The 12,757-nt window shown below is 53.5% G+C and carries 12 protein-coding genes and 3 tRNA genes; 12 read left to right on the forward strand and 3 right to left on the reverse strand.

Translation table 11 applies throughout. The features are described 5' to 3' along the window. Positions 1 to 11: 11 nt before the first annotated feature. Both asd and rsgA read right to left on the reverse strand, forming a co-directional pair. A complete protein-coding gene (gene asd / locus ACJHX3_RS04545) occupies positions 12 to 980 on the reverse strand; it encodes an archaetidylserine decarboxylase (RefSeq protein WP_000934920.1) in 969 nt (322 codons plus the stop codon). 96 nt (positions 981 to 1,076) lie between these two features. Continuing rightward, the gene (gene rsgA / locus ACJHX3_RS04550; RefSeq protein WP_000041976.1) at positions 1,077 to 2,129 is read right to left on the reverse strand and encodes a small ribosomal subunit biogenesis GTPase RsgA; all 1,053 of its coding nucleotides are present in this window, start codon (positions 2,127 to 2,129) and stop codon (positions 1,077 to 1,079) included. Positions 2,130 to 2,223: 94 nt separating this feature from the next. Here rsgA and orn point away from each other — a divergent pair, with 94 nt between their 5' ends. The 5 genes from orn to ACJHX3_RS04575 all read left to right on the forward strand — a co-directional run bounded on the left by orn (position 2,224) and on the right by ACJHX3_RS04575 (position 3,686). Next, complete coding sequence (gene orn, locus ACJHX3_RS04555) at positions 2,224 to 2,769, forward strand: oligoribonuclease (RefSeq protein ID WP_077547871.1); 546 nt, start codon at positions 2,224 to 2,226, stop codon at positions 2,767 to 2,769. A 210-nt stretch (positions 2,770 to 2,979) separates the two neighbouring features. Then, a tRNA-Gly gene (locus ACJHX3_RS04560) sits at positions 2,980 to 3,055 on the forward strand. A gap of 157 nt (positions 3,056 to 3,212) precedes the next feature. Next, a tRNA-Gly gene (locus tag ACJHX3_RS04565) sits at positions 3,213 to 3,288 on the forward strand. A 35-nt stretch (positions 3,289 to 3,323) separates the two neighbouring features. Beyond that, positions 3,324 to 3,399 (forward strand) — tRNA-Gly (locus ACJHX3_RS04570). Positions 3,400 to 3,632: 233 nt separating this feature from the next. Next, on the forward strand, positions 3,633 to 3,686 hold the full coding sequence (locus tag ACJHX3_RS04575; RefSeq protein ID WP_101679539.1) for a hypothetical protein: 54 nt from the start codon (positions 3,633 to 3,635) through the stop codon (positions 3,684 to 3,686). Here the strand turns inward: ACJHX3_RS04575 and queG are convergent. Next, a complete protein-coding gene (gene queG / locus ACJHX3_RS04580; RefSeq protein WP_410236125.1) occupies positions 3,669 to 4,808 on the reverse strand; it encodes a tRNA epoxyqueuosine(34) reductase QueG in 1,140 nt (379 codons plus the stop codon). The genes ACJHX3_RS04575 and queG overlap by 18 nt on opposite strands. On the opposite strand from queG, the gene nnr reads away from it, so the two are divergent. From nnr to hflX, 7 genes are all read left to right on the forward strand, one after another. Further along, positions 4,807 to 6,354, forward strand: a complete 1,548-nt coding sequence (gene nnr / locus ACJHX3_RS04585) for a bifunctional ADP-dependent NAD(P)H-hydrate dehydratase/NAD(P)H-hydrate epimerase (RefSeq protein ID WP_001468904.1) — start codon at positions 4,807 to 4,809, stop codon at positions 6,352 to 6,354. The two genes, queG and nnr, sit on opposite strands and share 2 nt — an antisense overlap. Beyond that, positions 6,326 to 6,787, forward strand: a complete 462-nt coding sequence (tsaE, locus tag ACJHX3_RS04590; RefSeq protein WP_000981977.1) for a tRNA (adenosine(37)-N6)-threonylcarbamoyltransferase complex ATPase subunit type 1 TsaE — start codon at positions 6,326 to 6,328, stop codon at positions 6,785 to 6,787. Before nnr ends, tsaE begins: the two co-directional genes overlap by 29 nt. 18 nt (positions 6,788 to 6,805) lie before the next feature. Then, positions 6,806 to 8,143: an N-acetylmuramoyl-L-alanine amidase AmiB gene (gene amiB / locus ACJHX3_RS04595; protein ID WP_000990271.1), complete on the forward strand. Its 1,338-nt coding sequence runs from the start codon at positions 6,806 to 6,808 to the stop codon at positions 8,141 to 8,143. 9 nt (positions 8,144 to 8,152) lie between these two features. Next, positions 8,153 to 10,000, forward strand: coding sequence for a DNA mismatch repair endonuclease MutL (mutL, locus tag ACJHX3_RS04600; protein ID WP_001122471.1), 1,848 nt, complete (start codon positions 8,153 to 8,155; stop codon positions 9,998 to 10,000). Next, positions 9,993 to 10,943, forward strand: coding sequence for a tRNA (adenosine(37)-N6)-dimethylallyltransferase MiaA (gene miaA, locus ACJHX3_RS04605; RefSeq protein WP_001280339.1), 951 nt, complete (start codon positions 9,993 to 9,995; stop codon positions 10,941 to 10,943). Before mutL ends, miaA begins: the two co-directional genes overlap by 8 nt. A gap of 85 nt (positions 10,944 to 11,028) precedes the next feature. After that, positions 11,029 to 11,337 (forward strand): RNA chaperone Hfq, encoded by a 309-nt coding sequence (hfq, locus tag ACJHX3_RS04610; RefSeq protein WP_001051883.1) that lies wholly within the window; start codon positions 11,029 to 11,031, stop codon positions 11,335 to 11,337. Between the two features lie 76 nt (positions 11,338 to 11,413). Next, positions 11,414 to 12,694, forward strand: coding sequence for a ribosome rescue GTPase HflX (hflX, locus tag ACJHX3_RS04615; protein WP_000460360.1), 1,281 nt, complete (start codon positions 11,414 to 11,416; stop codon positions 12,692 to 12,694). Positions 12,695 to 12,757 lie beyond the last annotated feature (63 nt).

Consider the following 12,757-nt stretch of genomic DNA (forward strand, 5'->3'; position numbering starts at 1 on the left):
CCTTTGATGGATTAGACCTGGTCTTTTTTGTCGTCAACCAATGGGCTGGCGTCGTGTTCTGCTTCGATCTCTTCAGCAGGAAGCGGGGCGGGTTCAGCGTCTGGCGTAACAAAGGTTTCGGTAGATACTGCCAGCGGCTGGCCAATTTTCGTGACAGACAGGCTTTCCAGTTGCTCAACCAGATTCACTTTACCCGGTGCAAACAGGTTGATAACGGTGGAACCGAGTTTAAAGCGACCCATTTCCTGGCCTTTCAGCAGTGCCACAGAACCGTCGTTTTCCCCGGCAGGCCAGGTCCAGCGCTTGATGATGCCTTCGCGCGGCGGCGTAATGGTGCCCGCCCAGACCGTCTCAATGCTGCCTACAATCGTCGCACCGACCAGAATCTGCGCCATCGGGCCAAATTCGGTATCGAACAGGCAGATCACGCGTTCGTTACGGGCAAACAGATTCGGCACGTTCTGAGCGGTGAGATGGTTAACGGAGAAGAGATCGCCCGGCACGTAGATCATCTCACGCAGAATACCGTTGCACGGCATGTGTACGCGGTGGTAGTCACGTGGGGAGAGGTAAGTGGTCACAAACGTACCGTTACGGAAGAGATCCGCCATCAGATAGTTGCCTGCCAGCAGGGCTTCGAGGCTGTAGTTGTGGCCTTTGGCTTGCAGGATTTTATCTTCTTCGATTTTACCCAACTGGCTGATAACGCCATCGGCAGGCATAACCAGTACATTCGGATCGGTATCGATTGGGCGTACTTCGTCACGCAGCGGACGGACAAAGAATTCGTTAAAGGTGCGGTAGCTGGCGGTATCCGGCTTTTGCGCCTCTTTCATGTCGACCTTGTAGTATTTAACGAACAGATCGATAACCAGTTTTGTCAGCCATCCTGCCCGCTTGCTTGCGCCCCAACCCGCCAGGCGAGTAAGCCATAGTTTCGGCAGAATGTACTGTAGCGAAAGTTTAAATGAATTTAACAAGGTAGCCTCCAGGCCATTGTTTTGTCGTTCCTGATCCGGCCTACATGCCGGATCCTGAAAAAAAGGGGACGATTCTAACGACGGTTAGCTTAATTGTCAGTCATCCGTATCAGAAAAGTTTTTACGCGTTTTTACCTGCGCCATGCTTTCCAGAATACGGTGATAGTTTTCGAAACGGGTTTCCGCGATTTTCCCTTCCTCAACCGCTTCCCGGATAGCGCAGCCCGGATCGGTATCGTGTTTGCAATCGCGATATTTACACAGACCTAAGTAGTCATGGAATTCGACAAAGCCCTGAGTGATTTGTTCCGGCTCCAGGTGCCAGAGGCCGAACTCACGCACACCAGGGGAGTCAATCACATCACCGCCGTGCGGGAAGTGATACAGCCGAGCGGCGGTCGTGGTGTGCTGACCAAGCCCCGAGTTGTCAGAGACATCGTTGGTCAGGATCTCTTTTTGCAGCCCCAGCAGCGCGTTCAGCAGGCTGGATTTCCCGACGCCGGACTGCCCGGCAAAAATGCTGATGCGCCCGGTCAACGCCTCTTCCAGCGGTTTCAGCCCATCCTGAGTATGACTGGAAACCATCAATACGCGATAACCGATATTGCGGTAGATATCCATCTGCTCGTTGACGAACTCCATACCTTCGTCGTCCAGCAGGTCTATCTTGTTGAGCACAATAATCGGCTCAATCTGCAAGGTTTCGCAGGCCACCAGGTAACGGTCGATAATATTGAGCGACAGCTCCGGCAAAATGGCGGAGACAATGACAATCTGGTCGATGTTGGCGGCAATAGGTTTCACGCCGTCGTAGAAATCCGGACGCGTCAACACCGAGGTGCGCTCATGCACCGCTTCCACGATCCCTTTGACATTTACGCCTTCCGCCGCCGGTTTACCCGGACGCCAGACTACGCGGTCGCCGGTCACCAGCGAACGGATGGTACGGCGAATATTGCAGCGGTGAACGTCGCCATCGGCGGATTCCACATCAGCGTGCATACCAAAGCGGCTGATGACGATACCTTCATCAGGCTCGCCAAACAGATTGTCGTCGTAGTCGGGCTTCTCCTTAGACGTTTTAAGACGACGCTGGTGATTGGCGTTCACGCGGCGCTGCTGGCCTTTGGAGAGTTTATTTTTACTCAATCGTACAGACTCCTGGTCGCCCCTGATGGGCAAAACATCTATGATACACGCAATTGTGGATCAATATAGTCACTGTGAATGGGTGGAAAATAGCATGAGTGCCAATGAAAACAACCTGATTTGGATCGATCTTGAAATGACCGGTCTGGATCCCGAGCGCGATCGCATTATTGAGATTGCCACGCTGGTGACCGATGCCAACCTGAATATTCTGGCAGAAGGGCCGACCATTGCAGTACACCAGTCTGATGAACAGCTGGCGCTGATGGATGACTGGAACGTGCGCACCCATACCGCCAGCGGGCTGGTGGAGCGCGTGAAAGCGAGCACAATGGGCGATCGTGACGCTGAACTGGCAACGCTCGAATTCTTAAAACAGTGGGTGCCTGCGGGAAAATCGCCGATTTGCGGTAACAGCATCGGTCAGGACCGTCGCTTCCTGTTTAAATACATGCCGGAGCTGGAAGCCTACTTCCACTACCGCTATCTCGATGTCAGCACCCTGAAAGAGCTGGCGCGCCGCTGGAAGCCGGAAATTCTTGATGGCTTTACCAAGCAGGGGACGCATCAGGCGATGGATGATATCCGTGAATCGGTGGCGGAGTTGGCTTACTACCGCGAGCATTTTATCAAGCTGTAAAATTTTTCCTGGTCACGTAAGCGCCGGAATCCACTTGCGGCGGCGTGATTTTGACGCTAAATTGAACGTCTTGCTGATAATTTCAGCATTTGAGATAAAAACTCAAAAAAAATTTTTTAGGGGGGTTGCAGAGGGAAAGATTTCTCGTATAATGCGCCTCCCGTAACGACGCAGAAATGCGAAAATTACGAAAGCAAAATTAAGTAGTACGCGGGAATAGCTCAGTTGGTAGAGCACGACCTTGCCAAGGTCGGGGTCGCGAGTTCGAGTCTCGTTTCCCGCTCCAAAATTTGAAAAGTGCTGCAAAGCACAGACCACCCAATCGCAGTATTTCGAATTGCGACAAGGCGGCAACTGAACGAATCCTTGGGAGCTTACAAAAGTAAGTGACTAAGGTGAGTGAAGGCAGCCAAGGCAGTAGCGGTTCGAAAGACGAAGATTAAGCGGGAATAGCTCAGTTGGTAGAGCACGACCTTGCCAAGGTCGGGGTCGCGAGTTCGAGTCTCGTTTCCCGCTCCAAAATTTGAAAGTGCTGTAAAGCACAGACCACCCAAGCGGGAATAGCTCAGTTGGTAGAGCACGACCTTGCCAAGGTCGGGGTCGCGAGTTCGAGTCTCGTTTCCCGCTCCAAATTCTTCTCTCAATAAAATATCCACAGCGACGCGATGCGTTATTGCTGGTTTTTGTTGTCTCTGACAAACTCTTGTAAACAGAGTTATCCACAGTCTCAGGCTGTAATCTTAATTTCAAAGAAACTTCGCACGGTGAATGGTATTTTTTTAACTTATTGATATATAAGTTGAAAATTAAGATTCTGTTTTGTCGAGTCGATCACTTGACGATTTTATTCGTCTTGAATTGCAATGTGTTTTTATTTTTATTCACAAGCTGTGGATGAATCAGGCGTCACGCGATAACCCTTTTTCAATCACCCGAACCAGACGCTGTTTTTTCGGTAATTGCACTTCGACTATGCACGCATTTCGTCTCTCGATTTGCTGCGCAATCGCCCACGCTATGTGCTCATCAAGAAGTGGGTGCTCACCTTTACGACTTTCCAGCGCTGTCAAAATCGTTTCATCCCAGGGGGCATTGCCTAATGCTACGGCGATATTACGCAGCCAACGCAGGTGACCTATACGGCGAATCGCCGAACCTTCCGTGACTTTTAAAAACTTCTCTTCGCTCCAGGCGAATAACTCAATGAGTTCCGGAGCGTGTAGCGGCTTACGCGGGCTGAAATCGTCTTCTGTAGTGAGTTGCGAATAGCGATTCCACGGGCAGATAAGCTGGCAGTCATCGCAACCATAAATACGGTTTCCCATTAACGGTCGCAACTCTTCCGGGATCGCCCCTTCCAGTTCGATGGTGAGATAAGAGATACAGCGGCGAGCATCGACGGTATATGGTTCGACGATGGCTCCGGTCGGGCAAATCGTCATACAGGCCACGCATTTACCGCATCCTTCCTCGACCGGTTGATCCACGGGCAGAGGAATATCGACCAGCAATTCGCCTAAAAAGAAGAACGAACCAGCCTCGCGATTGAGGATAAGTGAGTGCTTACCTGTCCAGCCGAGTCCTGCTTTTTCAGCTAACGGACGCTCGAGAATAGGCGCAGAATCGACAAACGGTCTAAAATTCAGCGAAACACAATGTTGCTGAATCATCTCGCCCAGCTTTTTGAGTCGGTTGCGCAGAAGTTTGTGATAGTCACGGCCCAGCGCATAACGGCTCACATAGCCGAGCTTGGGGTTTTTCAGCGTGCTGGCAAATGCGGCGTTAGCAGGAAGGTAATTCATCCGCACGCTGATCACGCGCAGCGTACCGGGCAATAATTCGTGAGGACGAGCACGCAGCATACCGTGACGCGCCATCCAGTCCATTTCGCCGTGGTATTGTTTGTCCAGCCATGCTTGCAGTTTGGGCTCGGACGCGCTGAGATCGGTATCGGTAATACCTACCTGCTGAAAGCCCAGTTCCAGCCCCCACTGTTTAATTTTTTGCGCTAACTGATTGAGATCGAGGGGCTCTGACATGACGGACCATACAATGAAGAAAAACCCCGTAAGTATACCACACACCGTCTGGTACGCCGACGATATCCGCCGCGGAGAACGCGAGGCGGCAGATGCGCTGGGGCTCACTCTCTATGAGCTGATGCTTCGCGCTGGCGAAGCCGCATTCCAGGTGTGTCGTTCGGCTTATCCTGACGCCCGCCACTGGCTGGTGCTGTGCGGTCATGGTAATAACGGCGGCGATGGCTACGTGGTCGCGCGGCTGGCCAAAGCGGTCGGCATTGAGGTTACGCTGCTGACCCAGGAAAGTGACAAACCGTTGCCGGAAGAGGCCGCGCTGGCACGTGAAGCATGGTTAAACGCGGGAGGCGAGATCCATGCGTCGAATATTGTCTGGCCCGAGTCGGTAGATCTGATTGTTGATGCGCTGCTCGGTACCGGCTTGCAGCAAGCGCCCCGTGAATCCATTAGCCAGTTAATCGACCACACTAATTCCCATCCTGCGCCGATTGTGGCGGTTGATATCCCTTCCGGCCTGCTGGCTGAAACCGGCGCTACGCCAGGCGCGGTGATCAACGCCGATCACACCATCACTTTTATTGCGCTGAAACCAGGCTTGCTCACTGGAAAAGCGCGGGATGTTACCGGACAACTGCATTTTGACTCACTGGGGCTGGATAGCTGGCTGGCAGGTCAGGAGACGAAAATTCAGCGGTTTTCGGCAGAACAACTTTCTCACTGGCTGAAACCGCGTCGCCCGACTTCGCATAAAGGCGATCACGGGCGGCTGGTGATTATCGGTGGCGATCACGGCACGGCGGGGGCTATTCGTATGACGGGGGAAGCGGCGCTGCGTGCTGGTGCTGGTTTAGTCCGAGTGCTGACCCGCAGTGAGAACATTGCGCCGCTGCTGACTGCACGACCGGAATTGATGGTACATGAACTGACTATGGACTCTCTTACCGAAAGCCTGGAATGGGCCGATGTGGTGGTGATTGGTCCCGGACTGGGCCAGCAAGAGTGGGGGAAAAAAGCCCTGCAAAAAGTTGAGAATTTTCGCAAACCGATGTTGTGGGATGCCGATGCATTGAACCTGCTGGCAATCAATCCCGATAAGCGTCACAATCGCGTGATCACGCCGCATCCTGGCGAAGCCGCGCGGTTGTTGGGCTGTTCCGTAGCAGAGATTGAAAGTGACCGCTTACATTTCGCCCAACGTCTGGTACAACGTTATGGCGGCGTCGCGGTGCTGAAAGGTGCAGGAACCGTGGTCGCCGCCCATCCTGACGCTTTAGGCATTATTGATGTCGGAAATGCAGGCATGGCGAGCGGCGGTATGGGCGATGTGCTCTCTGGTATTATTGGCGCATTGCTTGGGCAAAAACTGTCGCCGTATGATGCAGCCTGTGCGGGCTGTGTCGCGCACGGTGCGGCAGCTGACGTACTGGCGGTGCGTTTTGGAACGCGCGGGATGCTGGCAACCGATCTCTTTTCCACGCTACAGCGTATTGTTAACCCGGAAGTGACTGATAAAAACCATGATGAATCGAGTAATTCCGCTCCCTGATGAGCAGGCAACATTAGACCTGGGCGAGCGGGTAGCGAAAGCCTGCGATGGCGCAACCGTAATCTATCTGTATGGCGATTTAGGCGCAGGTAAAACCACCTTTAGCCGGGGCTTTTTACAGGCTTTGGGCCATCAGGGTAATGTCAAAAGCCCCACTTATACGCTGGTCGAACCCTATACGCTCGACAACTTAATGGTTTATCACTTTGATTTGTACCGCCTTGCCGATCCCGAGGAGCTGGAGTTTATGGGGATCCGCGATTATTTTGCCAACGATGCCATCTGCCTGGTGGAGTGGCCACAACAAGGTACAGGTGTTCTTCCTGACCCGGATGTCGAAATACACATTGATTATCAGGCACAAGGCCGTGAGGCGCGCGTGAGTGCGGTTTCCTCTGCGGGTGAATTGTTGCTGGCGCGTTTAGCCGGTTAACCTTTGAAAGGTGGCGGGATGATGTATCGCATCAGAAATTGGTTGGTAGCGACGTTGCTGCTGCTGTGCGCGCCGGTGGGTGCCGCGACGCTCTCTGATATTCAGGTTTCTAACGGCAATCAACAGGCGCGGATAACGTTGAGTTTTATTGGCGATCCTGATTATGCGTTTAGCCATCAAAGCAAACGCACCGTGGCGCTCGATATCAAACAAACGGGCGTGATTCAGGGGCTGCCGTTGTTGTTTAGCGGCAATAATCTGGTGAAGGCGATTCGCTCTGGAACGCCTAAAGATGCACAAACGCTACGGCTGGTGGTCGATCTTACCGAAAACGGTAAAACCGAAGCGGTGAAGCGGCAGAATGGCAGCAATTACACTGTTGTCTTTACGATTAACGCCGATGTGCCGCCACCGCCTCCTCCGCCGCCTGTGGTTGCGAAACGCGTTGAAACGCCTGCGGTTGTCGCACCGCGCGTCAGCGAACCGGCGCGCAATCCGTTTAAAACGGAAAGTAACCGCACTACAGGTGTTATCAGCAGTAATACGGTAACGCGTCCGGCAGCGCGCGCGACGGCTAACACTGGCGATAAAATTATCATCGCTATTGATGCAGGACACGGCGGTCAGGACCCTGGCGCTATCGGCCCCGGTGGTACGCGGGAGAAAAATGTCACCATCGCCATTGCGCGTAAATTACGTACCTTGCTCAATGACGATCCGATGTTTAAAGGCGTTTTAACTCGTGATGGGGATTACTTTATTTCGGTGATGGGGCGCAGCGATGTGGCACGTAAGCAAAACGCCAATTTCCTCGTGTCGATTCACGCTGATGCCGCACCAAACCGCAGTGCGACTGGCGCTTCCGTATGGGTGCTCTCTAACCGTCGTGCAAACAGCGAGATGGCAAGCTGGCTGGAACAGCATGAGAAACAGTCGGAGCTATTGGGCGGAGCGGGCGATGTGCTGGCGAACAGTCAGTCTGACCCCTATTTAAGCCAGGCGGTGCTGGATTTACAGTTCGGTCATTCCCAGCGGGTAGGGTATGATGTAGCGACCAGTATGATCAGTCAGTTGCAACGCATTGGCGAAATTCATAAACGTCGACCAGAACACGCCAGCCTTGGCGTTCTGCGTTCGCCGGATATCCCATCAGTACTGGTCGAAACCGGTTTTATCAGCAACAACAGCGAAGAACGTTTGCTGGCGAGCGACGATTACCAACAACAGCTGGCAGAAGCCATTTATAAAGGCCTGCGCAATTATTTCCTTGCGCATCCGATGCAATCTGCGCCGCAGGGTGCAACGGCACAAACGGCCAGTACGGTGACGACGCCAGATCGCACGCTGCCAAACTAAGGACGATTGATGCCAATTCAGGTCTTACCGCCACAACTGGCGAACCAGATTGCCGCAGGTGAGGTGGTCGAGCGACCTGCGTCGGTAGTCAAAGAACTGGTGGAAAACAGCCTCGATGCAGGTGCGACGCGTATCGATATTGATATCGAACGCGGTGGGGCGAAACTTATCCGCATTCGTGATAACGGCTGCGGTATCAAAAAAGATGAGCTGGCGCTGGCGCTGGCTCGTCATGCCACCAGTAAAATCGCCTCTCTGGACGATCTCGAAGCCATTATCAGCCTGGGCTTTCGCGGTGAGGCTCTGGCGAGTATCAGTTCGGTTTCCCGCCTGACGCTCACTTCACGTACCGCAGAACAGCAGGAAGCCTGGCAGGCCTATGCCGAAGGGCGCGATATGGACGTGACGGTAAAACCGGCGGCGCATCCTGTGGGAACAACGCTGGAGGTGCTGGATCTGTTCTACAACACCCCGGCGCGGCGCAAATTCCTGCGCACCGAGAAAACCGAATTTAACCATATCGATGAAATTATTCGCCGCATTGCGCTGGCGCGTTTCGACGTCACGATCAACCTGTCGCATAACGGTAAAATTGTGCGTCAGTACCGCGCAGTGCCGGAAGGCGGGCAAAAAGAACGGCGCTTAGGCGCGATTTGCGGCACCGCTTTTCTCGAACAAGCGCTGGCGATTGAATGGCAACACGGCGATCTTACGCTGCGCGGCTGGGTGGCAGATCCGAATCACACCACGCCCGCACTGGCGGAAATTCAGTATTGCTATGTGAATGGTCGCATGATGCGCGATCGCCTGATCAATCACGCGATCCGCCAGGCCTGTGAAGACAAACTGGGGGCCGATCAGCAACCGGCATTTGTGCTGTATCTGGAGATCGACCCACATCAGGTGGACGTCAACGTGCACCCTGCCAAACACGAAGTGCGTTTCCATCAGTCGCGTCTGGTGCATGATTTTATCTATCAGGGCGTGCTGAGCGTGCTACAACAGCAACTGGAAACGCCGCTACCGCTGGACGATGAACCACAACCTGCACCGCGCGCCATCCCGGAAAACCGCGTGGCGGCGGGGCGCAATCATTTTGCTGAACCGGCAGTTCGTGAGCCAGTAGCTCCGCGTTACACTCCTGCGCCCGCCTCAGGCAGTCGTCCGGCTGCCCCCTGGCCGAATGCGCAGCCAGGTTACCAGAAACAGCAAGGTGAAGTGTATCGCCAGCTTTTGCAAACGCCCGCGCCGATGCAAAAACCAAAAGCGCCAGAACCGCAGGAACCTGCACTTGCGGCGAACAGTCAGAGTTTTGGTCGGGTACTGACTATCGTCCATTCCGACTGTGCGTTGCTGGAGCGCGACGGCAACATTTCACTTTTAGCCTTGCCAGTGGCAGAACGTTGGCTGCGTCAGGCGCAACTGACGCCGGGTGAAGCGCCAGTTTGCGCCCAGCCGTTGCTGATTCCGCTGCGGCTAAAAGTTTCTGGTGAAGAAAAATCGGCATTAGAAAAAGCGCAGTCTGCCCTGGCGGAATTGGGTATTGATTTCCAGTCAGATGCACAGCATGTGACCATCAGGGCCGTGCCTTTACCCTTACGCCAACAAAATTTACAAATCTTGATTCCTGAACTGATAGGCTACCTGGCGAAGCAGTCCGTATTCGAACCTGGCAATATTGCGCAGTGGATTGCACGAAATCTGATGAGCGAACATGCGCAGTGGTCAATGGCGCAGGCCATAACCCTGCTGGCGGACGTGGAACGGTTATGTCCGCAACTTGTGAAAACGCCGCCGGGTGGTCTGTTACAATCTGTTGATTTACATCCGGCGATAAAAGCCCTGAAAGATGAGTGATATCAGTAAGGCGAGCCTGCCTAAGGCGATTTTTTTGATGGGGCCGACGGCCTCCGGTAAAACGGCGTTAGCCATTGAGCTGCGTAAAATTTTACCAGTAGAGTTGATAAGCGTTGATTCTGCCCTTATTTACAAAGGGATGGATATCGGGACGGCGAAGCCGAACGCTGAAGAGTTACTCGCCGCGCCGCACCGATTGCTGGATATTCGCGATCCGTCGCAGGCTTACTCGGCTGCTGATTTTCGCCGCGATGCGCTGGCGGAAATGGCCGATATCACCGCAGCGGGGCGGATCCCACTGTTAGTGGGCGGTACGATGTTGTATTTCAAGGCATTGCTGGAAGGGTTGTCGCCGCTACCGTCGGCAGACCCGGAAGTGCGGGCCAGAATTGAGCAACAGGCGGCAGAGCAAGGTTGGGAGTCATTGCATCGTCAACTTCAGGAGATCGATCCGGTTGCGGCAGCAAGGATTCATCCAAATGATCCACAAAGGCTTTCCCGGGCACTGGAAGTTTTTTTCATTTCGGGTAAAACTTTAACGGAACTGACGCAAACGTCAGGAGACGCTCTACCGTATCAGGTGCATCAGTTCGCCATCGCCCCGGCGAGCCGTGAACTGCTCCATCAACGAATTGAGCAGCGTTTTCATCAGATGTTGGCTTCAGGTTTTGAAGCAGAAGTCCGGGCGCTTTTTGCCCGAGGAGATTTGCATACGGATTTGCCTTCCATTCGTTGCGTGGGTTATCGCCAGATGTGGTCTTACCTTGAAGGCGAAATCTCATACGATGAAATGGTTTATCGAGGTGTTTGCGCCACGAGACAGTTGGCGAAGCGGCAGATAACCTGGCTGCGTGGTTGGGAAGGGGTTCACTGGCTTGACAGTGAAAAACCAGAACAGGCGCGTGATGAAGTATTACAGGTTGTTGGTGCTATCGCAGGCTGAATGTGTACAATTGAGACGTATCGTGCGCAATTTTTTCAGAATCGAAAGGTTCAAAGTACAAATAAGCATATAAGGAAAAGAGAGAATGGCTAAGGGGCAATCTTTACAAGATCCGTTCCTGAACGCACTGCGTCGGGAACGTGTTCCAGTTTCTATTTATTTGGTGAATGGTATTAAGCTGCAAGGGCAAATCGAGTCTTTTGATCAGTTCGTGATCCTGTTGAAAAACACGGTCAGCCAGATGGTTTACAAGCACGCGATTTCTACTGTTGTCCCGTCTCGCCCGGTTTCTCATCACAGTAACAACGCCGGTGGCGGTACCAGCAGTAACTACCATCATGGTAGCAGCGCGCAGAATACTTCCGCGCAACAGGACAGCGAAGAAACCGAATAAGGTTTCGGGCTGTTTTTTTTACACGGGGAGCCAGCGATCCTGCGTTCCCCGCTGATCTATTTAGAGGGTTATACGCTTGTTTGACCGTTATGATGCTGGTGAGCAGGCGGTACTGGTACACATCTATTTTACGCAAGACAAAGATATGGAAGACCTCCAGGAGTTTGAATCTCTGGTCTCTTCCGCCGGTGTCGAAGCATTGCAGGTGATTACCGGTAGCCGTAAAGCGCCGCACCCAAAGTATTTTGTAGGTGAAGGTAAAGCAGTTGAAATTGCGGAAGCTGTCAAAGCGACGGGTGCTTCGGTCGTTCTTTTTGACCATGCCCTGAGCCCGGCGCAAGAGCGTAACCTGGAGCGTTTGTGCGAGTGTCGTGTCATCGACCGCACCGGCCTTATTTTAGATATTTTCGCCCAACGTGCGCGTACCCATGAGGGTAAGTTGCAGGTTGAGCTGGCGCAGCTGCGCCATCTGGCTACGCGCCTGGTGCGTGGCTGGACCCACCTTGAAAGACAGAAAGGCGGGATAGGTTTGCGTGGTCCGGGTGAAACCCAGCTCGAAACCGACCGTCGTTTGTTGCGTAATCGCATCGTGCAGATACAGTCGCGCCTGGAAAGAGTTGAAAAGCAGCGTGAGCAGGGGCGGCAATCGCGTATCAAAGCCGACGTTCCTACTGTTTCGCTGGTGGGATATACCAACGCCGGTAAATCTACCCTTTTCAATCGCATCACCGAAGCGCGGGTCTACGCGGCAGACCAGTTGTTTGCCACCCTCGACCCGACGTTGCGGCGTATTGACGTCGCAGATGTCGGTGAAACCGTGTTGGCAGATACCGTAGGGTTTATTCGCCACCTGCCGCACGATCTGGTGGCGGCATTTAAAGCCACGTTACAAGAGACGCGGCAAGCCACATTGCTGCTGCACGTCATTGATGCGGCGGATGTACGTGTACAAGAAAACATCGAAGCGGTGAATACGGTTCTTGAAGAGATCGACGCTCACGAGATCCCAACCCTGCTGGTGATGAACAAGATCGATATGCTGGAAGATTTCGAACCGCGTATTGATCGGGACGAAGAGAACAAACCGATCCGTGTCTGGCTTTCCGCACAGACCGGAGCGGGGATACCACAGCTTTTTCAGGCTTTGACGGAGCGGCTTTCCGGCGAGGTGGCGCAGCATACATTGCGTCTGCCACCGCAGGAAGGGCGTTTGAGAAGTCGTTTTTATCAGCTTCAGGCAATAGAAAAAGAGTGGATGGAGGAGGACGGCAGCGTAAGTCTGCAAGTTCGTATGCCGATCGTTGACTGGCGTCGCCTCTGTAAACAAGAACCGGCGTTGATCGATTACCTGATCTAACGGCGTAGCGTCTGAAGCGTGGAGTCATATCCTCTGGCGTCGAAAGACAACAGGGATCACCGC

Origin of the sequence: Escherichia sp. WS1265 (assembly GCF_046487585.1) — a bacterium.
GTDB lineage: Bacteria > Pseudomonadota > Gammaproteobacteria > Enterobacterales > Enterobacteriaceae > Escherichia > Escherichia coli.

Coding starts and splice junctions, on each gene's coding strand:
- orn (WP_077547871.1), top strand. CDS start 2,224: ATGAGTGCCAATGAAAACAACCTGATTTGGATCGATCTTGAAATGACC.
- nnr (WP_001468904.1), top strand. CDS start 4,807: ATGACGGACCATACAATGAAGAAAAACCCCGTAAGTATACCACACACC.
- queG (WP_410236125.1), bottom strand. CDS start 4,808: ATGTCAGAGCCCCTCGATCTCAATCAGTTAGCGCAAAAAATTAAACAG.
- tsaE (WP_000981977.1), top strand. CDS start 6,326: ATGATGAATCGAGTAATTCCGCTCCCTGATGAGCAGGCAACATTAGAC.
- amiB (WP_000990271.1), top strand. CDS start 6,806: ATGATGTATCGCATCAGAAATTGGTTGGTAGCGACGTTGCTGCTGCTG.
- mutL (WP_001122471.1), top strand. CDS start 8,153: ATGCCAATTCAGGTCTTACCGCCACAACTGGCGAACCAGATTGCCGCA.
- miaA (WP_001280339.1), top strand. CDS start 9,993: ATGAGTGATATCAGTAAGGCGAGCCTGCCTAAGGCGATTTTTTTGATG.
- hfq (WP_001051883.1), top strand. CDS start 11,029: ATGGCTAAGGGGCAATCTTTACAAGATCCGTTCCTGAACGCACTGCGT.